The organism is Ureibacillus sp. FSL E2-3493, assembly GCF_038077515.1.
GTDB classification, from domain to species: Bacteria; Bacillota; Bacilli; order Bacillales_A; family Planococcaceae; genus Ureibacillus; species Ureibacillus halotolerans.
Map to the genome: position 1 here is coordinate 612,228 of NZ_JBBOPK010000001.1, position 23,553 is coordinate 635,780.

21 protein-coding genes and 2 pseudogenes are annotated in these 23,553 nt (G+C 34.6%); 19 read left to right on the forward strand and 4 right to left on the reverse strand.

Annotated elements, in window-relative coordinates:
• Nucleotides 1–204 precede the first annotated feature (204 nt).
• The 14 genes and pseudogenes from MHH69_RS03375 to MHH69_RS03440 all read left to right on the forward strand — a co-directional run bounded on the left by MHH69_RS03375 (nucleotide 205) and on the right by MHH69_RS03440 (nucleotide 12,858).
• A complete protein-coding gene (locus MHH69_RS03375; RefSeq protein WP_122970668.1) occupies nucleotides 205–951 on the forward strand; it encodes a GTP cyclohydrolase II in 747 nt (248 codons plus the stop codon).
• A 61-nt stretch (nucleotides 952–1,012) separates the two neighbouring features.
• Nucleotides 1,013–1,312, forward strand: a complete 300-nt coding sequence (locus tag MHH69_RS03380; RefSeq protein ID WP_122970787.1) for a metal-sensing transcriptional repressor — start codon at nucleotides 1,013–1,015, stop codon at nucleotides 1,310–1,312.
• A 52-nt stretch (nucleotides 1,313–1,364) separates the two neighbouring features.
• Nucleotides 1,365–1,570 (forward strand): annotated as a pseudogene (gene copZ / locus MHH69_RS03385) (copper chaperone CopZ).
• Nucleotides 1,571–1,657: 87 nt separating this feature from the next.
• Nucleotides 1,658–3,868 carry a heavy metal translocating P-type ATPase gene (locus MHH69_RS03390; RefSeq protein WP_341361747.1) on the forward strand — a complete coding sequence of 737 codons (2,211 nt, stop codon included), beginning with the start codon at nucleotides 1,658–1,660 and terminating at the stop codon, nucleotides 3,866–3,868.
• A 120-nt stretch (nucleotides 3,869–3,988) separates the two neighbouring features.
• Nucleotides 3,989–4,591, forward strand: a complete 603-nt coding sequence (locus MHH69_RS03395; protein WP_122970667.1) for a YdhK family protein — start codon at nucleotides 3,989–3,991, stop codon at nucleotides 4,589–4,591.
• A gap of 292 nt (nucleotides 4,592–4,883) precedes the next feature.
• The gene (locus MHH69_RS03400) at nucleotides 4,884–6,080 is read left to right on the forward strand and encodes an aminotransferase-like domain-containing protein (RefSeq protein WP_122970666.1); all 1,197 of its coding nucleotides are present in this window, start codon (nucleotides 4,884–4,886) and stop codon (nucleotides 6,078–6,080) included.
• A 150-nt stretch (nucleotides 6,081–6,230) separates the two neighbouring features.
• Nucleotides 6,231–7,526: an arsenic transporter gene (locus MHH69_RS03405; RefSeq protein WP_122970665.1), complete on the forward strand. Its 1,296-nt coding sequence runs from the start codon at nucleotides 6,231–6,233 to the stop codon at nucleotides 7,524–7,526.
• Nucleotides 7,527–7,538: 12 nt separating this feature from the next.
• Nucleotides 7,539–7,961 carry an arsenate reductase (thioredoxin) gene (arsC, locus tag MHH69_RS03410; protein ID WP_122970664.1) on the forward strand — a complete coding sequence of 141 codons (423 nt, stop codon included), beginning with the start codon at nucleotides 7,539–7,541 and terminating at the stop codon, nucleotides 7,959–7,961.
• 193 nt (nucleotides 7,962–8,154) lie between these two features.
• Nucleotides 8,155–8,601: a MarR family winged helix-turn-helix transcriptional regulator gene (locus MHH69_RS03415; protein WP_122970663.1), complete on the forward strand. Its 447-nt coding sequence runs from the start codon at nucleotides 8,155–8,157 to the stop codon at nucleotides 8,599–8,601.
• A 72-nt stretch (nucleotides 8,602–8,673) separates the two neighbouring features.
• Nucleotides 8,674–10,041 carry an NAD(P)-binding domain-containing protein gene (locus MHH69_RS03420; protein WP_122970662.1) on the forward strand — a complete coding sequence of 456 codons (1,368 nt, stop codon included), beginning with the start codon at nucleotides 8,674–8,676 and terminating at the stop codon, nucleotides 10,039–10,041.
• Nucleotides 10,042–10,053: 12 nt separating this feature from the next.
• Nucleotides 10,054–10,224: a hypothetical protein gene (locus MHH69_RS03425; protein WP_341361748.1), complete on the forward strand. Its 171-nt coding sequence runs from the start codon at nucleotides 10,054–10,056 to the stop codon at nucleotides 10,222–10,224.
• Between the two features lie 128 nt (nucleotides 10,225–10,352).
• Nucleotides 10,353–10,841, forward strand: a complete 489-nt coding sequence (locus tag MHH69_RS03430; RefSeq protein ID WP_122970660.1) for a GNAT family N-acetyltransferase — start codon at nucleotides 10,353–10,355, stop codon at nucleotides 10,839–10,841.
• Between the two features lie 217 nt (nucleotides 10,842–11,058).
• Nucleotides 11,059–11,280, forward strand: a complete 222-nt coding sequence (locus MHH69_RS03435; protein ID WP_241559255.1) for a hypothetical protein — start codon at nucleotides 11,059–11,061, stop codon at nucleotides 11,278–11,280.
• 216 nt (nucleotides 11,281–11,496) lie between these two features.
• Entirely contained in the window at nucleotides 11,497–12,858 is a 1,362-nt protein-coding gene (locus MHH69_RS03440) for an amino acid permease (RefSeq protein ID WP_445954558.1), read from the forward strand.
• A 5-nt stretch (nucleotides 12,859–12,863) separates the two neighbouring features.
• Here the strand turns inward: MHH69_RS03440 and MHH69_RS03445 are convergent.
• Nucleotides 12,864–13,492 (reverse strand): annotated as a pseudogene (locus tag MHH69_RS03445) (LysE family transporter).
• A 115-nt stretch (nucleotides 13,493–13,607) separates the two neighbouring features.
• Here MHH69_RS03445 and MHH69_RS03450 point away from each other — a divergent pair.
• Together MHH69_RS03450 and MHH69_RS03455 are read left to right on the forward strand one after the other, a co-directional pair.
• On the forward strand, nucleotides 13,608–13,943 hold the full coding sequence (locus tag MHH69_RS03450) for a hypothetical protein (protein ID WP_122970659.1): 336 nt from the start codon (nucleotides 13,608–13,610) through the stop codon (nucleotides 13,941–13,943).
• 178 nt (nucleotides 13,944–14,121) lie between these two features.
• Nucleotides 14,122–15,269 (forward strand): IS3 family transposase gene (locus tag MHH69_RS03455; RefSeq protein ID WP_341361749.1). Its coding sequence is split into 2 segments (ribosomal slippage): nucleotides 14,122–14,395 and nucleotides 14,395–15,269, totalling 1,149 coding nucleotides; the frame shifts between segments, so codons are not numbered across the junction.
• A 177-nt stretch (nucleotides 15,270–15,446) separates the two neighbouring features.
• On the opposite strand, the gene MHH69_RS03460 is transcribed toward MHH69_RS03455, so the two are convergent.
• From MHH69_RS03460 to MHH69_RS03470, 3 genes are all read right to left on the reverse strand, one after another.
• A complete protein-coding gene (locus tag MHH69_RS03460) occupies nucleotides 15,447–15,962 on the reverse strand; it encodes a hypothetical protein (RefSeq protein ID WP_122970658.1) in 516 nt (171 codons plus the stop codon).
• 21 nt (nucleotides 15,963–15,983) lie between these two features.
• Complete coding sequence (locus MHH69_RS03465; protein WP_341361750.1) at nucleotides 15,984–16,934, reverse strand: hypothetical protein; 951 nt, start codon at nucleotides 16,932–16,934, stop codon at nucleotides 15,984–15,986.
• 790 nt (nucleotides 16,935–17,724) lie between these two features.
• Nucleotides 17,725–19,917, reverse strand: a complete 2,193-nt coding sequence (locus MHH69_RS03470; protein ID WP_122970656.1) for a DNA topoisomerase III — start codon at nucleotides 19,915–19,917, stop codon at nucleotides 17,725–17,727.
• Between the two features lie 296 nt (nucleotides 19,918–20,213).
• Between MHH69_RS03470 and MHH69_RS03475 the strand changes: the two genes are divergently transcribed.
• The 3 genes from MHH69_RS03475 to MHH69_RS03485 all read left to right on the forward strand — a co-directional run bounded on the left by MHH69_RS03475 (nucleotide 20,214) and on the right by MHH69_RS03485 (nucleotide 23,448).
• Entirely contained in the window at nucleotides 20,214–21,848 is a 1,635-nt protein-coding gene (locus MHH69_RS03475) for a Na/Pi cotransporter family protein (protein ID WP_445954559.1), read from the forward strand.
• A 416-nt stretch (nucleotides 21,849–22,264) separates the two neighbouring features.
• Nucleotides 22,265–22,750, forward strand: a complete 486-nt coding sequence (gene ybaK, locus MHH69_RS03480) for a Cys-tRNA(Pro) deacylase (protein WP_341361751.1) — start codon at nucleotides 22,265–22,267, stop codon at nucleotides 22,748–22,750.
• Between the two features lie 29 nt (nucleotides 22,751–22,779).
• Complete coding sequence (locus MHH69_RS03485; protein ID WP_341361752.1) at nucleotides 22,780–23,448, forward strand: YczE/YyaS/YitT family protein; 669 nt, start codon at nucleotides 22,780–22,782, stop codon at nucleotides 23,446–23,448.
• The last annotated feature ends 105 nt before the right edge of the window (nucleotides 23,449–23,553 follow it).

The window sequence follows — 23,553 nt, forward strand, 5'->3', positions numbered from 1 at the left end:
CTTAAAAGATTTTTCAATAGAAGTTTGCTTTTGATGAAAAGTGAATGATCGATGTATTTTTTATGTTGCTGGTTAATAAAGTGATATAAAGAAACCTTTTTCTTTTCGTCTCCAAAATAGAAGTTATAAAAAGAGCAACGTTACGATGGTATTCCTAACATAAAAAACTTGGTAAGTTGCAAACTAACTTTAGGAGGCGGTTCTATGAATTTAGATCAACAAGTTATTTCAATTTTAAAGGATAAAATTAAACTTATTCAGACGGAAAAGGGCGCGATATATTTAGTTGGTCCGATAAAATTACCTGTGAACTTATATGATGAAACGGTTACTTTCCAATGGTATTGTTGGTTAAATTGTGATGAAGTATATCAAGATATTGAAAAAATTGTTGAAAAACTATCTTCGATTAATTTAGCTGAAATGCAGCAATCGAGTGTTCTCGTTTATGGAAATTTTACTGATGAGGATGATGCGATAATAAGAATGCATTCCATCTGTCATACAGGCGATATTTTTGGAAGTAAAAGGTGCGATTGTGGTTATCAACTGAAACAATCCATGAAAATTATTGTAGATCATGGAACAGGAGCATTATTTTATTTAGCCAATCATGAAGGAAGAGGCATTGGTTTATTTAGTAAAGCAATGGCTTACCTTCTACAAGAAAATGGCTATGACACAGTAGATGCTAACTATGCATTGGGCTTTGTTAATGATTCAAGAAATTATGACGATGCGATTCAAGTGTTAAAAGCGCTTCGTTCCAAGCCTGTCACACTTATTACAAATAATCCGAAAAAATTAGAAGCTCTGAAACAATCAGGTTTATCCGTTAATGCTAGAAGGCCATTATGGGGTGACGTTTCTGAATATAATAAAAATTATTTACAAACGAAAATTAATCGCTCTGGTCATTTAAACGAGGATGGGGCGTGTTGTAACGATTAAAGGATTTAGTTTACCTATTGAAGAAGAGGAGTTGACCAAACTGGAAAACGTGAAGGAAGACATGAGCGAGTCATCCCATTGCAGAAAAAGTCATCATCCAGAAAGCGTGAAAAAGGATTTAACGAACCGCCTTAACCGAATTGAAGGGCAAATTCGTGGAATAAAAGGGATGGTTGATCGGGATGTCTATTGTGACGACATTATCACGCAATTAGCTGCCACACAATCAGCGTTAAACAGTGTAGCGAAAGTTCTATTACAAGGTCATTTAAAGGGATGTGTTGTAGATCGTTTAGCTGTTGGGGATGAAGAAGTTTTGGACGAGTTGTTAGTGACGATTCAAAAGTTAATGAGGAAATAATATACCCCTATATAGTATTAAGAGAGCTATTAAAACATAAGGAGTGATGCAAATGGAGAACGTAACTTTAAACGTTAAAGGGATGTCATGTGGACATTGCGTGAAAGCCGTTGAAGGAAGTGTTGGTGCTTTAGATGGTGTTCATGAAGAAAAGTTAATTTAGAACAGGGAAAAGTTGATGTAGCTTATAATGAACAACAAGTAACCCTTACTCAAATTAAAGAAACGATTGATGATCAAGGTTATGATGTTGAATAGAAGTTTTTCAAGAGTGCTCTATTAAAGCACTCTCTTTCATATCAATTATATACCCTGTAAAGGTATTGGGAAGTAGGTGAAAGAAAATTGACAAATGAACAAAGGGAAACAAGTTTGCACATTACTGGCATGACCTGTGCAGCCTGTGCAACGAGAATTGAGAGGGGCCTTCAAAAATTTAAAGGAATCTCGTTAGCCAACGTAAATTTAGCGTTGGAAAATGCAACGGTACAATTTAATCCATCTGAAGTGTCGGTTACGGATATTATTCGTCGTGTGGAGCAGTTAGGTTATGGTGCCCATGTAAAAGACAATGAACGAGGGGGAGTCGATTTTCGACAACAGGCGATTGAAAAGCTAAAAGTAAAGTTCATCGTTTCGACTGTTCTTTCCATTCCGCTTTTATGGACAATGGTTGGTCACTTCACATTTACGTCTTTTCTTTATATACCGGACTTTTTAAATGATCCATGGGTTCAAATGGTAATAGCAACACCGGTACAATTTATTATTGGCTGGCAGTTTTATGTTAGTGCATTTAAAGCTTTAAAAAATCAAAGTGCTAATATGGATGTTCTTGTTGCAATGGGTACATCCGCTGCGTATTTATATAGCGTTTTTCAAACGATATCAAAAGGAACTAGTTATCATTCCCAACTTTATTTTGAAACAAGCGCGGTACTAATTACTTTAATTTTGCTCGGGAAATTACTTGAAGCGAAAGCAAAAGGTCGCTCCTCTGAAGCGATTAAAAAGTTGATGAAGTTACAAGCAAAAACTGCCCTTGTTCTACGAAAGGATATGGAAAAAGAGATTCCGCTAGAGGAAGTTGCCATTGGGGACATTATGCTCGTTAAACCCGGAGAAAAAATCCCAGTAGATGGTGAAATTCTAGAAGGGAATACGGCGGTCGATGAATCGATGTTAACAGGGGAAAGTCTTCCAATCGATAAAACAATCGGTTCAACGGTATATGGTTCTACTATAAATAAAAATGGTTTTATTAAAATGAAAGCAACAAAGGTAGGAAGAGATACAGCTTTATCCCAAATTATTAAAGTAGTAGAAGATGCCCAAGGATCTAAAGCACCTATACAGCGTTTAGCTGATAAGATTTCGGGAATTTTTGTTCCAATCGTGATTGGGATTGCGATCGTTACTTATTTAACTTGGCTTGTCTTTATAACGCCTGGAGAATTTGCTCCAGCATTAGAAGCTTTAATAGCTGTACTTGTAATTGCATGTCCATGTGCTTTAGGACTTGCAACCCCAACTTCAATAATGGCTGGTTCTGGGCGTGCAGCCGAGTTAGGGATTTTATTTAAAGGTGGAGAACATCTTGAACAAACCTATCAAATAGACACAATAGTTATAGATAAAACAGGGACAATTACAAACGGGAAGCCAGAACTTACAGATGTTTTTGTCGTAGAGGGGATGAGTGAAAGATTGTTTCTTTCTTTTCTCGGTTCGATCGAAAGGAAATCTGAGCATCCCCTTGCCCAAGCTATTGTACAAGGAATTAGTAAACGAAGAATTGAAATGAGAGATGTTCGTGAATTTGAAGCTATTCCAGGATACGGAGTAAAAGGAATCGTAAATCAAAAAGAAGTAGTTGTTGGTACACGTAAACTAATAGAGCAATACAATATTGATAGTTTTGCTGTTGTTTCTTTAATGGAACGACTTGAATCAGAGGGGAAAACCGTTATATTAGCGAGTATTGATGGACAATTTGCAGGATTAGTAGCTGTTGCAGATACAGTAAAAGAGAGTTCTAAAAAAGCTATTGAACGACTTCATAAAATGAAAATGGATGTCATTATGATGACAGGGGATAATGAGCGGACAGCTCAGGCAATTGCAAGACAAGTGGGAATCACTCGAATTATTGCAGAAGTGCTCCCTGAAGAAAAAACTGCACAAATAAAGAAATTACAAGGGATGGGAAAAAAGGTTGCCATGGTAGGAGATGGTATTAACGATGCACCAGCGTTAGCTGTTGCTAATATTGGAATGGCCATTGGTACAGGTACGGATGTTGCGATGGAAACCGCAGATATTACGTTAATTCGTGGTGATTTGAATAGTATTGCTGATGCGATCATTATGAGTCATAAAACGATGAGAAATATAAAACAAAACTTATTTTGGACTTTTGGTTATAATACTCTAGGTATTCCAATTGCAGCTGCGGGTTTCCTTGCTCCATGGTTAGCAGGAGCTGCAATGGCCTTTAGTTCTGTATCCGTTGTTTTTAATGCACTACGGTTACAAAAAGTTGAAATAAGTAAATAATCGTTTCATAGAAGAAATGTCTCCATTTTTTAAACATTATAATATGTAGTTATTTTCATGAATAGAAACGAGTTCAAAGTTCAATCCTTAATATAGAAAGAGAATATTAGGAGGATTAGAATGGGTCATAAATTATTAACTAGCATCATGACAATTGTTGCAGCCCTTTCATTGGCAGCTTGCGGAGTAAATGATACGAATAATGGAGATACGACGGAAACGGGTACGAATGTTACGAATAATCAAGAAGGAATGGATAAACAGCCAGAAGCAGATGGCGGACATGGTGAACATACTGAGCATAATGGGCAAGTACCAGAAGGGTTAAAAGAAGCAGAAAATCCTAAGTATCCAGTTGGTAGTACAGCCATTGTAAACGCAAGTCATACAGATGGAATGGAAGGGGCAGTAGCAACGATAAAGGCTGCCTATGATACGACGGTTTATTCCGTTTCTTACACACCTACGAACGGTGATCCTTATGAGGAAAATCATAAATGGTTTGTAGAAGGGGAATTGGACCCGGTTGACGAAGGAACGTTAGATCAAGGGGCTGATGTAATTATTAACGCAGACCATTTAGAGGGTATGTTAGGTGCGCAAGGCGTCATTGATACTGTTGAAGAGACAACTGTTTATGTGGTTGATTATACGAACTCATTAGGAGAAACTGTAACAGATCATTATTGGTTAAAAGAAAGTGAATTAGCCCCAGAGCAATAATCGGGTGCCCAATTAAAGTGCTTCTTTAATTGGGTATTTTTTTTATTTCGAAAGTAACATAAGAAGGGTAACTTGAAACTTGTTTTATAAAAGCAAAAGTTAGAATAATGTTAACTTAATATTGAATAAAATAAGAGTATTCCAGCAAATTCATGTTAATGGCAATGTGCAAATTCCATGTTTCAAATGAATTTTTACAATTACTCTTTGAAATTTTTAGAATAGTCTGATAAAATCGGATAACACTGATTAATTCATAATCAGCGACTATCAAACAAAAGAGGGAAATAAAATGAAGTACTCCGAAAAAATTTTAAATACGCCATCATCGTTTATTCGAAATATTTTAAAGGTGACAGATGCACCAGATGTCATTTCCTTTGCAGGAGGATTACCAAATCCTATCTCGTTTCCGATTGAAGATTTACAAAAATCGATTCATTGTGCCATTGAAGAAAATGGAGCGAAATTATTCCAATATTCTACTACAGAAGGTTATTTACCATTACGCCAATATATTGCTGATAAATATAAAAAGGACTATGGCTTAAATTTCAATCCTGAAGATATTCTTATTACAACCGGTTCTCAACAAGCATTACAACTTATTTCGCAAGTTCTTGTAAATAAAGGAGAAGGAATTGTTATGGAAGAGCCTGGTTATTTAGGAGCTATTCAAGCCTTTACTTTAGCTGAACCAAGTTTTTATTCTGTTCAGTTAAAAGAAGATGGGCTAAATGTAGAACAATTGGAGAATACGTTAAAGCATAATCAGCATATTAAATTTATTTATCTTGTACCAAATTTTCATAACCCAACAGGTATTACATATACGAAAGATAATCGGGAAGCTATTTATGAAGTGATAAAAAAATATGATGTTGTTTTAATTGAAGATGATCCTTATGGTGAATTGCGTTGGAGTGGTGAAAAAATACCTTACATTGGTGCTGGACGTTTAGAGAATTCAGTATTGTTAGGTTCCTTCTCTAAAATTGTCACACCAGGGATGCGAATCGGCTATATGGCAACGAAAAATAAAGAACTTATGAATCATGTGAATACAGCTAAACAAGCAACGGATTTGCACACGAACATTTTTTCCCAAATGATTATTCACAAATATTTAGTAAACAATGATTTACGATCCCATATAGAAAAAATCGTTCAACTGTACAAAACTCAAGCCGAAACGATGTTAAATGCAATAGCAAAATATTTCCCTACTTATGTGAACTATACAAAACCAGATGGGGGCATGTTTATTTGGGTGACGCTTCCGGAAGGAACATCTTCTTTGGACTTATTTTATAAAGCGATGGAAGAAAAAGTAGCCTTCGTACCAGGAGATCCATTTTATACAAATAAATCGAACGTCAACACATTCCGTTTAAATTATACAAACACTTCTCCGGAAATAATCGAAGAGGGAATTAAACGATTAGGGAACATTCTATATTCTTTATCGTCTGAAAAACAAACTGTATAATGGTACAATCTAAAAGGTAGAAACGTTTATGGCGTTTTCTACCTTTTATAAGTGTAAATAAAGTTGATGGGATTGTATTCGTTATATAAGTGAATTATTATATAATCATACGATTATATATGAGCGTCAATGGTGTAGGAGGAACATGGATTGTTAACATCTGTTTTGGCAACAATTATTTTTTTAGTAACATTAATATTTGTTATTTGGCAGCCGAAAAGTTTAAATATCGGTTGGACCGCTTGTGGCGGAGCAATACTTGCATTATTAGTAGGTGTAGTTAATTTTGAAGACGTTAGTGAAGTTATAGGGATTACTTGGAATGCCACTTTATCTTTTGTAGCGATTATTTTGATCTCATTGATTTTAGATGAAATTGGGTTATTTGAATGGGCTGCTTTACATATGGCTAGAGCTGCAAAAGGTAATGGGATAAAAATGTTCGTTTATGTTAGTATTTTAGGCGCTATTGTCGCAGCATTATTTGCAAACGATGGAGCGGCTTTAATCTTAACACCTATTGTTTTAGCGATGGTTCGAAATTTAAATTTTCAAGAAAAAATGATTTTCCCATTCATTATGGCAAGTGGATTTATTGCAGATACAACATCACTACCGTTCATTGTAAGTAATTTAGTTAACATTGTGTCGGCCGATTTCTTTAGTATCGGATTTGTTGAATATGCTTCGAGAATGATTATTCCAAACATCTTCTCTTTAGTTGCAACAATTTCAGTATTACTAATTTACTTTAGAAAAAGTATTCCAAGGAATTATGACATTTCTAAATTAAGAAATCCAAATGAGGCAATTAAAGACCATAAAATGTTTCATTTGTCATGGTATGTACTTGCGTTATTATTAATTGGTTACTTTACAAGTGAATTTATTGGTACGCCAGTTTCAATCATTGCTGGTGTCATTGCAATATTTTTCTTATTAATGGCTAGAAGAAGTTCAGTCGTGAATACAACTGCTGTTGTAAAAGGGGCACCATGGAATATCGTCTTTTTTTCCATAGGAATGTATGTTGTTGTATATGGTTTAGGGAATGCTTGGTTAACAGGGTCATTAGCTAGTGTTATTGAAACCTTTGCACAACAAGGTTTATTTGTAGCTACAATTGCTATGGGCTTCATCGCAGCAATTTTGTCGTCTGTGATGAACAATATGCCAACTGTTATGATTGATGCGTTAGCCATTGCAGAAACGAATACTAGTGGGATTATAAGAGAAGCTCTTATCTATGCGAATGTAATTGGTTCTGATTTAGGTCCAAAAATTACACCAATTGGTTCTCTCGCAACGTTAGTTTGGTTACACGTTTTATCCCAAAAGGGAGTTAAAATCTCTTGGGGAACTTATTTAAAAACAGGGATTATACTTACAATACCAATATTATTTATTACGTTATTAGGTTTATTTTTAACTTTGCTTATTTTATAAAGGAGAATCACTGTGGCAAAAAAAACACTCTATTTCTTATGTACGGGAAACTCATGTCGAAGTCAAATGGCTGAAGGATGGGCAAAACAAATTTTATCATCAGATGAATGGGAAGTAAAAAGTGCTGGGATTGAAGCTCATGGAGTAAATCCAAATGCAATTAAAGCAATGAAAGAAATTGGAATTGATATTTCAAACCAAACATCCGATATTATCGATTTGGAAACATTAAATAATGCTGATTTAGTAGTTACTTTATGTGGTGATGCAGCAGATAAATGTCCTGTTACACCACCATCTGTAAAACGTGAACATTGGGGCTTTGATGATCCAGCGAAAGCACAAGGTACGGAAGAGGAAAAGTGGAAAGTGTTCGAGCGGGTTCGAGATGATATTGGAGCAAGAATAAGAAAGTTCAAAGAAACAGGTGAATAATGAAGGATTATTTCCGTTTTAAGAAGCTACCATTATGGTAGCTTTTTTTAATTTGGAAGCTATTCATTGGTTAGACGAATATTAGCAAGATACGTAGATGGTTTTACATAAAACTAAAATGGAATAAAAAAATTCAGAAAAATAGTTGTATTTTGCAAATAATTAGTGTATAAATAAATTAAGAGGTGAGATGATGGAAAACAAACGTGATATTTTCCATTTACTAACGAGAAGATTCGGTTTATTGGATAAAAATTGCTGTTCTGTAGGCAACTTTGATATATCAATCGTTCAAAGTCATATCCTTTATGAAATTGACAAACATGTTGAACCATCTATGCAGCAAATTGCCGAATCGTTAGCAATGGATATTACGACATTTAGTAGACAAATCCAAACATTAGTAAATATGGAACTAGTTAAAAAAACTCCTTCATCACAAGATAAACGAGTATCCATTTTGAGTTTAACTGTGCAAGGGAAATTCGTTGCAACAAGTATTGACCAATCAATGAATGCTTATTTAGACGAAGTATTTTCACATATGAATGAATTTGAAAGAGAGACTGTTATACGTTCGCTAAAATTATTAAATGAAGCGATGTCAAAATCCACAGTTTGCTGTAAACCATTATATTAAGCAAGAGAAATCTTGCTTTTATATTTAATTAATACTTGCAAAATACAAGTAAAATAATTAGGAGGTTTAATGATGAAAAATGAAAGAGACTTAGGCATTATAACGAATTGCTGTAGTTCACCAAGTCAATACGTTCATTCGGAAACGGATAAACACTCAAACGATCGTATGGATCAATTACCTATAGCTATTATCGGTGCTGGTCCGATTGGTTTGGCAGCTGCTGCTCATTTAGTGGATCGTGGCCAAAACTTTATACTGCTAGAGGCGGGTTCAGGAGTTGGTCATCATGTATTGGAATGGGGTCATGTACGCCTATTTTCCCCTTGGCAATATAACATTGATAAAGTTGCAAAAAAATTGTTAAAGAATAGTGGGTGGAATGAGCCCCCTAAAGATGTTCTTCCAATTGGTAAGGAGTTAGTAGAAAATTATTTAGAACCATTAGCAAAACTTCCAGCAATTGAAAAAAATCTTCACTTACATTCAAAAGTTGTGTCGATTAGCAAAAAGGGGCTAGATAAAATGAAAAATCTAGCACGGGAAGAATCATCCTTTATGATCTATGTCGAACAGCAAGGGATTACTAAAAGAATTGAAGCGAGGGCTGTAATTGATGCAACGGGAACATGGTCACAACCTAACCCAGTTAATGCAGATAATATTTGGACATCGGAAGAGCGAAAACTGAATGAACAAATATATTATGGCATTCCTGATATTAAAGGAAGCCATAGAGAAAGATACGAAGGAAAAAGGGTGGCAGTTGTTGGTGGTGGTCATTCCGCAATTAATACAATTCTAGAGCTTTCTCTACTTGGAGATAATGTGGAAATTTCCTGGATTATGAGAAAGAAAAGAGTAGAGGATGCATACGGAGGAGAAGAAAAAGATGCACTTAAAGGAAGAGGGGAACTAGGTAGTCGTATTCACCAATTAGTTGATGGGGGTTTTGTTAAAGTGTTAACACCTTTTACAATCCGCCAATTAAATTCAAATGAAAATGGTATTGATTTAATCGGAGAATATGAAGGGAATGAATTCACGTTATCCGGAATCGATGAAATTATTACGAACACAGGTAGCCGTCCAGACTTCTCCTTCCTACGGGAAATTAGATTAAGTGTAGATGCAGCAACTGAAAGTGTAGAGGCATTATCCCCATTAATAGATCCAAACCTTCATAGTTGTGGTACAGTACGGCCGCATGGTGAAGAAATATTAAGACAACCTGAAAAAAATTTTTATATAGTTGGGATGAAAAGTTACGGACGTGCCCCTACATTTTTAATGGCGACAGGTTATGAACAAATCCGTTCTATTGTTTCTTATCTTTCGGGGGACATAGAGGCTTCGAAAAGGGTAGAGCTTGAATTGCCTGAAACGGGAGTTTGTAGTATTAACTTAGTTTCTGATACTTCAAATTGTTGCTGTAACTAAGGGGGAATAAAAATGACTGTTAATCACGGTGGTAACTTGCCAAAAGAGTATTTCTTGGCTTATATAAACCTTGTGATGAATGCCCATAATTGTTCATTAAATCAGGCGGAAGATTATATGTTGGACCATTTTTTAAAGGGAATATCTATTCTTTTGGAACCTACACTTATTCTAACTTTGTAAAAGCAGTTCAGGAATTTTCAGAAGTAAAAAGAACTATGACATAAAGTGAGTCAAAAAATAGATTTTTTAAGGATAACTCAACTCAGATGCTTTAGAGTTGAGTTATTTAAAAAAAAGGAGGAATGAAAATGGCTGTTGAAATTAGAACGATGGTGAAAGAGGATTGGGAAGATGTAAAGAACATTTATTTAGCAGGAATTGCAACGGGAAATGCAACCTTTGAGGTAACTGCACCTAGTTATGAAAAATGGGATAGCACCCATCACCCAACATGTCGATTTGTTGCGGTAGAAGGTAACGAATGCTTAGGTTGGGTTAGTTTAAGTCAAGTATCAAATCGTTCCTGCTACGCCGGGATTGGTGAGGACAGTATTTATATAGCACCAACTGCGAAAGGAAAAGGAATAGGTACAATGTTGCTAAATAAACTAATAGAAGAAAGTGAAAAATTAGGTTATTGGACATTGCAAACATCAATCTTCCCCGAAAATAAGGCCAGCCTTCATTTACACGAAAAAGCAGGTTTTCGAGTTGTTGGAATACGTGAAAAAATCGGGAAGTTAAATGGGGTTTGGAGGGACGTTGTCTTTTTAGAAAGAAGAAGTAATAAAATTTAACATAGTTAGTAGGAAGCCATGTTACTAAATTTTTATTTGTAACCTAATCTTGGGTATCTACCTTGGATAGATTGAAATGTTAACGACTGTTTCATGCACTCTTAATTAAGGGTGCTTTTTATTTTTGAGAACGACGGAAAGGTGAGAGTCCTATATTCTTTTTATGTATAAAAAGATTGATAATACTCAAAATAGTACGGATGGAGGTGAAAAAATAGTGGATAAAAATAACAACCGTCGACAAGACCAAAACAACCGTGAAGAATTCGCAGAAGATTTAAATTTTAGCCGTAATCAAAACGAAAATAACCGTGAAGAGTTTGCTGAAGATTTAAATTTCAATCGCAACCAAGATGCAAACAATCGTGAAGAGTTTGCAGAGGATTTAAACTTAAACCGTGATCTTGATCAAAATAAAAACAACCGTGAAAATCGCTAAGGGAAAACCTAAGTGATGAACTTATAAACCCCGAATAGGGAACACTTACGTACAGTGTCCTTATTCGGGGTTTTTTAAAATAAAATTCCAACTTTCAATAAGGAAACTGCGTTATTTAAAATAGTGTTTTCTATCTTCTATTTTGTGATTTTATTTTTATGAATAAACTTTATTCCGACGCCAATAATAAATAGGAATTCAGGGGAGGTAGTTTTGGTGGAAATACCAGCACGTGTAGGAGGAAAAAATGAAAAAAATAGTGAAGGTAAGCTGAAATGGTGGCAACTTTCCTTAATTGGCGTTGGTTGTACAATTGGAACAGGTTATTTTCTCGGATCAGGTATTGGTATATCAAAAACTGGCCCTTCCATTGTGATTTCATTTATACTCGCTGGGCTAACAGCAATGATTGTTTCGGAGTTACTTGGAAAAATGTTTGTTCAGGATCCGCAAAAAGGTTCGTTTCGATCATATGCTAAAAAGGCTTTTGGACGTTGGGCTGGATTCAGTAGTGGATGGGTATATTGGTTTTCAGAAATGCTTATTTCCGGTAGTCAATTGACAGCCCTTTCGATTTTAACTCGCTTCTGGTTTCCGAACATTCCGTTATGGATTTTGGCTTCGATTTATGCTGCCCTAGGAATTATCGTCGTATTAATCGGAACAAAAGGTTTTGAGAGAGCAGAAAACTTATTTGCAGTCATGAAAGTCGCCGCTATTTTTATGTTCATTATACTTGCTACCCTTTTGCTTTTTGGATTTTTCGGTGGTAGTATTCGTGACTTTAATGTTCCGAACACTCCAGATGAATTATTTGCCAATGGATTAACTGGTTTATGGTCATCCTTAATTTTTGGTTTTTATGCTTTTGGTGGTATTGAAATCATGGGTATTTTATCAGTAAGGCTCGAACAAAAGAAAGAAGTAATCAAATCGACGACAGTCATGTTAATCATGTTATTGTCCATTTATATAATTTCTATAGTTTTGGCTTCAACTTTAGTTGCATTTGATCAGTTTAATGCCGAAGAAAGTCCCTTTGTTATTGCTCTAGCGGATTACAATTTAAATTTTTTCCCTCATGTATTTAATGCAGGAATTATTATTGCAGGTTTTTCTACAATGGCTGCTTCTTTATTTGCGGTCACTAGTATGCTTGTTACGATGGCTGAAGAAGGAGATGCACCGAAACTTTTTTCAAAAAAAGGGAAACTTAAAGTGCCACCTTTCGCATTAGCATTAACGATTTCCATTTTAGTCATTTCGATTGTTATTTCTAGACTCGTACCAGACAAAGTATATGAGTATATTACAACAGCAGCTGGATTAATGCTCATTTATAATTGGTTTTTTATTCTTGTATCATTCCCTAAACTAATCAAAGCAACAACCTTTGACCATATAAAGCGAATTTCAGCGATGTTACTAATATTACTTGCAGTAAGCGGCACTATTTTTGATAAAACGAATCGCATGGGTTTTTTCGTGAGTATACTCTTCGTTGCATTGGTCTTGATTGTCATACTATTTATGCGAAAAGGGAAGAAGAAAAAAAACGAATTACCTCGAGGGGTTTAACTTTGTCATGAGAGAAATAGTAATTTAAAGGCTTGTACACCAAAATACACGCCAAATCCAATGAGTGATAGTCCTGATATGATTGAAATAGCACCTAATAATTTTGTTGTTAAAATTTTTCTGAAGCTACTAGCAATAAAAGCCATCGTAATATCCCAGATGAATAATCCGACAAAAATAGCTAAGCTATATAAAATAATATGGTCTATATCGTAAGTTGAAACGGTTTTTGCAAGAACAGAACCAAAAATACCTAGCCAGAACAGCATAGATAATGGATTCGTGATGGATAATAAAAAACCGTAAAAAATGATTTTTTTAATGAATTTCCCTTTACGTTTTTCATTTTTACTTCTTTTCCAGCATTCACAATACTATCAACGCCTGTATAAATAAGAACAAAACAACCAAATGACCATAATAATGTTTGCATAAATGGTGTTTCAAGAAAATGAAACACCCCTAAATAAACAATAAGCATATAGATAGCATCAGCTAACATTGCACCTAATCCGACTAGCCATGCATGTCCAAAGCCACCATATATACCTTTCGTTAATTGTGCTGCGTTTACGGGACCGATAGGGGCAGCAAGTGACATCCCTAGAAAAACGTATACAAAAAATATACTCATTTTATAACTCCTTTAGTAACAGATAGATGGTTTTTACCATCCTATTCATTCTTTGAACGTAATAGGACAGATTATTAAATCTTCACAATCTAAATATTTTTAAGGAGTAGAACTAATGCCCGTTTATGTATATCAGACCTTTGAAATTAACCAAGGAAAATTTAAAGAGGCCATCGAAAACTTACAAAACATTAAAAAATACCGAAATGAACATTATGATCATACTGTTGAAGTGTTCATTCCTATTACTGGTCAAGATTATAAGTATGCACTACTTGCAACATACGAGGGGTTAGGGGAAATGGAAATTCAAAATCGTAAAATGTACGATGATGATGAGTATTTAAAGTTAATTGGTGATTTTTTCTTAGAACATGTTGTTCAAGGAACGATGTATACTCAAATGTTCCGGGGGATTAATAAAAAGATTTCGAGTAAAGAAGAGAAATAAGAATATTTTAATATTGTCCCATTATTTTTCGAGTAATGGAATATTATTAAATGATAAAAAGCCATACTTACAGCGTAAAAAAGATGCGCACTGACCTAAAAAAATGAGACAAATAAAAACACCTTTCGTTGAAAAACGGGTATTAAACCTATAAATCCAACGTGGAGGTGTTTTTTCTATGGGAACAAGAGTTAGTTATCCAGTAGAAATTAAAATGAAAGCAATCGAAATGAGATTAGCAGGAATACCTGTTAATCAAGTTTTAGAAGAATTGAATATTCGAAATTATACACAACTAAAAACGTGGATGAAGTGGTATCGAAATGGAGAACTTCATCGCCTTGAACAGCCAGTTGGAAAGCAATATACCTATGGTAAAGGACCAGAATATGAAAATGAAACAGCTAAATTAAAGGCTGAGAACCGTTATTTAAAGCAACAAATTGAAGTTTTAAAAAAGTACGCAGAATGGGAAAGGAAGTGGTACCAAGAATAGTTGTGCAATTGGTAGAAGAACTAAAAGAAGTCATGACAATTGGCGAAATCTGTGACCACTTGGGGGTAGGTAGATCATCTTATTATCGTTGGAAAAAGAATAATAACGTTGAAACAAAGAAAGACATTCGGGATAAGAGAATTGGTGAGTTGTGTAAACTTCATAAATATCGATACGGATACCGAAAAATCACAAGCATTTATGGAGAACCGATAAGTGAAAATACAGTACAAAAAGTAATGCAAAAATATGGTTGGCAGTGTCGAGTAAAAGTGAAGAAACGTAAACGCACTGGACAACCAGCATACGTCGCACCGAATTTATTAAATCGTGAATTTACAGCGGAAGCACCATTTGAAAAGTTAGTAACAGATATTACCTACTTGCCTTTTGGTCAATCAATGATGTATCTTTCAAGTATTCTAGATGTCTTTAATGGCGAGATTGTAGCGCGTACAATCGGATTTACTCAAGATACAGAGTTTGTTTTAGATACATTAAATCAGCTACCAGAATTACCTGAAGGCTGTATCCTGCATAGCGATCAAGGTTCTGTATATACGTCCTATGACTATCAAAAGGCAGTAAAAGAAAAAAGAATTACCATGAGCATGTCTCGTAAAGGCACGCCCGCTGATAATTCTCCAATTGAAACGTTTCACTCCTCGCTAAAGTCTGAAACGTTCTATCTCGACGGAATCAATCGCACAACGAATGCGCATGTGATCCAAATCGTCGAAAACTATATAAAATATTATAACAATATCCGTATTCAAACGAAACTAAACAGCCAATCGCCGGTTAAATACCGTCAACTAACTGTAAAGTAGGGTGTTTTCTTATTGTCTCAAAAATGATGGTCAGTACCATGTAAGTATGGTTTTCATATATAGTTAATCTAATTTTAGTCCTTTTAAAGCTTCTGCCAACGCGTTATTTATATGTTCTTCTATTTTTTATTGTTAGAAAATCTTTATAAAAAGTTGTATTATAGACCCTAAATTTTCTTATTTCCCCAGTAATAAGTTTAACATAGAATTTATTTTCATTATAATATTGCTATATGTGTTACTACCAGTTATTTTCATATGATTATAGAAGAAAATTTTCCCTCCCTTTAATAAGTTGATTAGGAACTCATTATTTGGCAATTTAAACATCTCGTCCCCTAATTTAATATTTATTACATCATTATTCATTTTTTTGAAAGATAGTTTTATTTCATAACCTGGTAGAATAGTCTCGACAAATTCCTCCATTAAATAAGTATGGATTATGTCTGTAAAAACCATCCAATAAATCGGAAGGTAGTCTAAAAACTCCTCACCAAAGATGATCAAATCATTATGAAGAATTCTAATAAAACCGTAATAATACTCATCTTTGCTATTTTTAATAATGCGTTCAATTTCCTGATACCTATCTTTATCCTCAATGTTTATAAACTTCTTTTCAAAATCTTTAGGTGTTAATGGAACTTTCACTTCAATATTTGGGACTAATATAAATGTTTCTACTTTCATAGAATTAACCCTCCGCTTCATTTAAGGAGCAATATAGGTAGTTAATGGATACAATTGAGTAACTCTATTATTAACTAAATCTACACCTACTCTATATGTTATACCATTATAAGTGTAAGTTATTTGATTTGTGAAACTCCAACCTTTACTTCTTGCAGCGCTAATAGCAGTTGCATTTCTTTGAACTGCTTGACTTGCAATGTGATCAAGTGTCCTAGTACTCATATTTTTTACAAAAAACGTTTGTCCATTTTGTGGAGCTCTTATTCCAGCATTCCAGTAATTCATATGATGTCTTTGAAGGAAGTGCTGCATATCTTGTTTGGTAATTTTATAAGACCTACCACCAGCAGAAAAGACACGAGGAGAGTAATTTGCGATTACAGGTGCTACTCTGCTAACGGGTTGTGAAGTAACTGTTGCCAGGGTAGCTGAGGTTGCAGTTCTCTTCAAATAATAACGGTATGTTCCACTTACCAACGCTCTTACTGCTATTACTGCAATATATCCACAAGGTGGGCCACACATTATTTGGTATTCATCTTTTCTAATTGCTTCATCGGGTACAAAGTTATCTTCTAAAGTAATAGGAGAGTGTAGTTCTAATTCTTCTTGTCTTTCGAAGTAATCTATAAATTCTTTTTCGCCTTCAGTATTTACTAAGTAGCTAGTTGTTTTTATTAGTTTTATATTATTTTCTATAGAATACTTTTCATGATATTCATATTCTTCATGACCGATAGAAAGTCTGTATATTTTTTCATTTTCAGTCTCTTTTATTATAGTCGATGGGAAAATATTAAGGTCATCTGATGACAATGAGCTTGAATTTTCGGATTTTTCATTTTCTAAAATTATTTTATCTGATTCTGCATCTAAGGCTTGAGCAACTGTACTAAGTGGTACTAGAACTGCATTTAAAATCAAAAGTATTAGTGTAAACCAAATCATTCTTTTTAATAATTGTTGCACATTATAACACTCCTTTTTATATTATATTTTACAGAGTATAATTGGTTTATATATACTCTTTATACAAATATATACAATTAATGAGTTGTAGGCAATCTCCTCTTTATTTAACTTCTAATAAATTATATATGTATTAGAAACACTGTTGAGATATTGTGTTGTAGTTAATATTAATAAAAAATATAGTAATAAAATAATGGTTAACTTTTTATGCAAGATAGGTTACCTTCTTTAAGAGTTTAAAGAAATATCAAAATAAACAATTAAAGCGTGAAATTAAATTAAAACGAATTTCTATTATTACAACAAAGAAATGAAAATTCCTATTCATATGTTCTAAAAGTTATGGCGAAAAGCCTGGTATTAGCTGAGAAACCTTCGGTAGCTCACGGTATTTAGATGTACTAAAATACAATAATAAAGGTTACGACTATTTATATGGAAATCGATATATTGTTGGTCACTAGGATATCCTGGTAGATCCAGAAAGTTACGATCTAAAAACGTGGAATATAGAAGATTTACCCTGTTACCTGACCATTTAAATTAATGGTTATTAAGCAATCTTGTAAGCAATTTAACTCCTTAAAAGCCCAATTTTTACATGTAACATGCCTCCAACGAATGAATTTATTTCTTCACTGAGTGGTAAAGTCGGAAGATTATTTAAAGAAATGGATCAAAAAGAATTTGAAGAAATTTTAGTGAAGATAAAATAATTCATTTGATTTAAATAAAGCACCTTAATTATTGAAAGTATTCAATAATTAAGGTGCTTAAATCATTAGACTTAATCAATTTTTATTCCTTTTAATAAATCTGCAAAAGGATTATTTAAAGGTTCTGCCTCTTTTTCTTGCTGTTTCAAGTACTTTTGTACACTTCGTTTATCCACTTTTCCTCCGCCTTCTTTTTTACGTCTTGCTTCAAAAGTCGATAATTTTTCACGATAGCCACATTTACATACGAATATTTGGCCATCTCCTTCACCGCGTAACTCTAACTTTTTCTTACATTGAGGACAACGAGCATTGGTCACACGGGATACGTTTTTGCGATGGCCGCATTCCCGATCTTGGCAAACGAGCATTTTTCCTTTTTTGCCGTTTACTTCTAACATCGGTTTTCCACAATCAGGACAAGACTTTGTGGAAATGTTATCATGTTTATATTTTTTATCGCTTGATTTAATTACTGAAACAATTTCTTTTGTATAATTTTTCATTTCAGAAATGAAGACTTCTTTTTTCAATTTACCGTGGGCGATTTTGTCCAATTTTTGTTCCCATTCAGCTGTTAAAGTAGGGGACTTCAAATCTTCTGGTACTAAATCTAAAAGCTGGCGACCTTTGGATGTGATATAAATCTCTTTACCGCCACGTTTTTCGATTAAGAAAGAATTAAATAATTTATCGATGATGTCTGCTCGAGTTGCAACGGTCCCTAATCCACCTGTAGATTTTAACGTTTCAGCTAATTGTTTGTTTTGAGTGTCCATATATTTCACAGGGTTTTCCATAGCGGACAGTAGTGTTGCTTCAGTGAATCGAGCAGGCGGTTTTGTTTGACCTGAAGTTTGAGCAATTAATTGAGTCGTTAAAGTTTGCCCTTTTTCTATTCGTGGCAAAATTTGCTCTTTCACTTCATCTGCTGTTTCTTCATCATCGAACCGGTTTTCATAAACTTCTTTCCAACCGCTCGATAAAATTGTTTTTCCCCGGGCAATGAAAGTTTCATCCCCAATTTTAGCGCTTAAGGTTAATTGTTCATATTCAAAAGCAGGGAATAGGACAGCTAAGAAACGTTTTACAACTAAATCGTATATTTTACGTTCTTTATCATTAAAATTAGAGAAATTCACATATCCTTCTGTTGGAATGATGGCATGGTGATCGCTTACTTTACTATCATCAACAAAGGATTTGTTCGCTTTAATTGGTTTGGATAATACTTTATTTGTCAGTTGACGATATTCACCAATACCACAAGCTTTCAGTCTCTCGGGCAATGTTGCTACAATATCGCTGGAAAGATAACGAGAGTCTGTACGAGGATATGTTAAAACTTTATGCTGCTCATACAATTTTTGCATAATATTTAATGTTTCTTTTGCGGAATAACCAAATATTTTATTGGCATCCCGTTGAAGTTCTGTTAAGTCATAAAGGCCAGGTGCAAATGTCTTTTTTGCTTTTCGATCAATGCTCGTAACGATAGCATTTTGTTTACCTAGTTTCTTAACAATAGCATCCATTTTTTCTTTATTAAAACTTCGGGTATTTCCTTGGGCATCTTGCCATGTTAATTTTAAGTTTTCTGTTGTCTGTGCTTCAATTCCATAATAAGTTTGTGGTTTGAAGTTTTTAATTTCCTCTTCTCTTTTCGCAATAATCGCAACGGTCGGTGTTTGAACTCGACCACAATTTAATTGGGCGTTAAAACGAGTAGTTAAAGCTCTTGTTGCATTTAACCCGATATACCAATCTGCTTCGGAACGAGCGACGGCAGAAGCATATAAGTTTTCGTAGGCTTTCCCAGGTTTTAAGTTTCTAAAACCTTCTTGAATTGCTTTATCTGTTACTGATGAAATCCATAAACGTTTAATAGGTTTTCGAACTTTTGCTTTGTCAATAATCCATCGGGCAACAAGTTCACCTTCACGACCTGCGTCGGTGGCAATAATAATTTCCGTTACGTCACCACGTAACAATTGGGATTTGACGGCGTTAAATTGTTTACCAGATTGCTTAATAACTGTTAGTTTTAACCGTTCTGGTAACATTGGTAAATCTTCTAAATTCCACGTTTTATATTTCAGGTCATAACTTTCAGGGTCAGCAAGAGTGACTAAATGACCTAATGCCCAAGTTACAATATATTTTTCCCCTTCTAAATAACCGTTTCCTTTTTTATTACATTTTAAAACTCGAGCTATGTCGCGCGCTACAGATGGTTTTTCAGCTAGCACTAAGCTTTTTGCCATGACAAACATCCTTTCTACATTCCATAAGTTTAAATATAGCATAGGTTTAATATACTTTCAGTTGATAAAGCGGACGGAAGAAAATGTGGAAGTTCATCAACCTATTGTTAAATTAATTGTTCGAAAATTTCAATAAACTATTAATTATAAAAGTTAAATATTGTGTAGGTGTCAAAAAAACGAATGAATTGTAAAGCTAATGTAAATTTTATATTGCAGTTTTGTAATAACGTTTACATCTCATGTGAGAATAATGAATAATAGTGTCGACAAGATTGAAAGGGTGGAACAAAAAGATGGATTGGCAGACGATGATTTTCCAATTTTTAGGTGGGCTAGGTTTATTCTTATTTGCAATAAAGTATATGGGGGACGGTCTCCAAAAGGCAGCGGGGGATCGTCTTCGTGAAATATTAGATAGATTTACGACAAATCCATTAATGGGTGTTTTAGTCGGAATAGTTGTAACAGTATTAATTCAATCAAGTTCAGGAACAACGGTTATTACCGTTGGGCTAGTTAGTGCTGGATTTATGACGCTACGCCAAGCCATTGGGGTTATAATGGGGGCCAACATTGGTACGACTGTAACAGCCTTTATAATTGGTTTTGATGTAGGGGCGTATTCTTACCCAATCATGGCACTTGGTGCTGTACTATTATTCTTCTTTAAAAAGAACATGATTCAAAATATCGGACAAATTTTATTTGGGTTTGCAGGACTTTTCATTGGTTTAGAAATGATGGGCGATGGTATGAAACCATTGCGTGATTGGGATGCCTTTATTGATTTAACAGTAAGTTTTAGTGATCATCCAATTTTAGGTGTACTCGCTGGGACTTTGTTTACAGTCGTTGTTCAATCTTCATCGGCAACAGTAGGTATTTTACAAGGATTATATGCAGAAGGGTTGATTCCTTTACAAGGTGCACTTCCAGTGTTGTTTGGGGATAACATAGGGACAACGATTACCGCGGTATTAGCTGCTTTAGGCGCCTCAGTCGTTGCTCGTCGTGCTGCAGCTTCCCATGTCCTTTTTAATTTAATTGGTACAGTGATATTCCTATTAATTTTACCGCTATTTATAAATTATGTTGAATGGATTTCAGGAGTTCTCAACCTTGAAGATAAAATGCAAATTGCCTTTGCCCATGGTACTTTTAACGTAATCAATACAATTATTCAACTTCCGTTTGTAGGTGCTCTTGCTTATATTGTGACAAAACTTGTTCCTGGTGAGGACAAGACAGTTGAGTATGCACCTAAACATTTAGATAAATCATTAATTGAACAATCTCCATCCATTGCTTTAGGACAAGCAAAGGAAGAGGTTGTACGAATGGGTGAATTTGCTGTAAAAGGTCTTCAAGAATCAATGGATTTCTTGTTTACAAGTGATACGAAGCATGTTGGAATGACGGTTCAACTAGAAGATGCTATTAATAATTTAGATCGAATTACGACTGATTATCTCGTAGAGTTATCTAAAGAATCCCTTTCTGAACATGACTCGAAGGTACACCATTCATTACTTGAAAATATTCGGGATATTGAGCGAGTAGGGGATCATTTTGAAAACATTGTGGAACTTATTCAAACTAGAGAAATGAATCGTGTGAAGTTTAGTGATGATGCAAATCAAGAGTTAAAAGAAATGTTTGAGCTCGTATTAGATACGGTAAGTTTATCGGTATTAGCTTTAGATAAACAAAGTAAAGAATTTGCAAGAGAAGTAATAAGTAAAGAAGATCGTATCGATGAATTAGAACGGGTGTTACGTAAACGCCATATCCATCGATTAAATCGAGGCGAATGTTCCGCTTCAGCAGGCATTATTTACGCCGATATTGTGAGTAATTTAGAGCGTGTCGGTGATCACGCGGTGAACATTGCTGAAACAATTATTGAAGACAATCATCATATTATATAGTTCCACTAAAATAGCTTCCATAACCAAAATTAAAGGTATGGAAGCTTTTTTTATGAAGGGGTGATTGCAATAAAAGAGGGTAGATATTCTAATCTAACCCTAAATAAAAATTAACGAAATGTAGCTTTGAATCCGACGGTAAGCGAAGCCGTGATGTGAATCTGAATCGAATTCCAATAAACCTTTAATTTCTTCAACCGTATGTCCCCGTTAGTTGATTTGCAAGGGGGAAACTGTATATTTACCACTCACCAACAAGAAGGACCATACCCTTTCTAAAAGTAAACTAATGATTTTTTTATGTCCGTAGGTTTTATGGGCATTTTTTATTTTCTTTACAAAAGTTATAAACGAGTATTGACAAATTTGATATAGTAGGTGTAGGTTTTTAACTATGTATAGGAGCGGTGATGTAAATGGCGAAAGGAAAACTAGTCAAAACTAACGCTGTTCGTTTATTGGATCAACAAAAAATCTCCTATAACTTAATTGAATATGATGTAGACGATCATATCGATGGTGTGAGTGTGGCAAAGAAAGTTGGACTTCCAGTTTCCCATGTGTTTAAAACATTAGTTACGACAGCGGGAAGTGGGAAGTTTTTTGTATTTGTCATTCCTGTATCGGAAGAACTTAATTTAAAAGGATGCGCGAAAGTTGCTGGTGTAAAGAAATTGGAAATGCTTCTTGTGAAGGATTTGTTAACAACAACTGGTTATGTTCGCGGTGGATGTTCACCTATTGGCATGAAAAAGTTATTTCCAACATTTATAGATGAGTCTGTCAATCATCTTGAGTATATCGTAGTCAGCGCGGGGAAAATTGGTATGCAGATTAAATTACATCCTCAACATTTAATCAGCGTAACAAATGCACGCGTTGCGAAATTGACAGTATCATAGTTGTTTATTAATAGAAAGAAGGCTTAAAATTGGGAAGAGAATTAAAGTGGAAATGGCTGTTCTTCTTCATTGGGCTCATGGTGATGTCCCTTGGTGTCTCCATGATTATTAAAGGAAAAGCAGTTGGGGTAAGCTCATGGGATGTATTACATGTAGCATTATTTCATCATTTCGGGTTAACTGTTGGATCGTGGTCTATTTTAACGGGAATTGTAATTGTTGGATTAACTTCCCTTTATTTAAAAGAGTGGCCTAAACTAGCAACTATTATCAATATGTTACTATGTGGAACTTTTATTGACTTTTTTAATTGGATTTTACCAAATTCAACTGGATTAATAGTTGATTATATATATTTCTTGTTAGGTGTCATCGTTTTAGGGATAGGTTGTGCACTCTATATTTCTCCTAATCTTGGGGCTGGACCAAGGGATACATTGATGATCATTATTTCTGAAAAGTTTTCTTTATCTATCGGAAGTGCTCGATTATTGATGGAAGCATTAATTGCTTGTATCGGCTGGTTGTTAGGTGGCCCTATCGGATTAGGTACAATTATTATTGCTTTTTTTACAGGGTATATTGTGCAGTCGGCGCTCCCTTTTTTCCGAAACATGCTCCATACTAAATTAAATGAATCACTTACTGACAACGTTTTCCCTAGTCGGAAAACAGATAAACTCGCAAAAGAATCGTAGCTTTTGCGAGTTTTTTTGATATTGAATGGAATCTTTGAACAGATACAGTTACACTAAAGGGAGGGTGACTAAAATCAATCCCTCATGTAGAAAAATCCTTTGAAT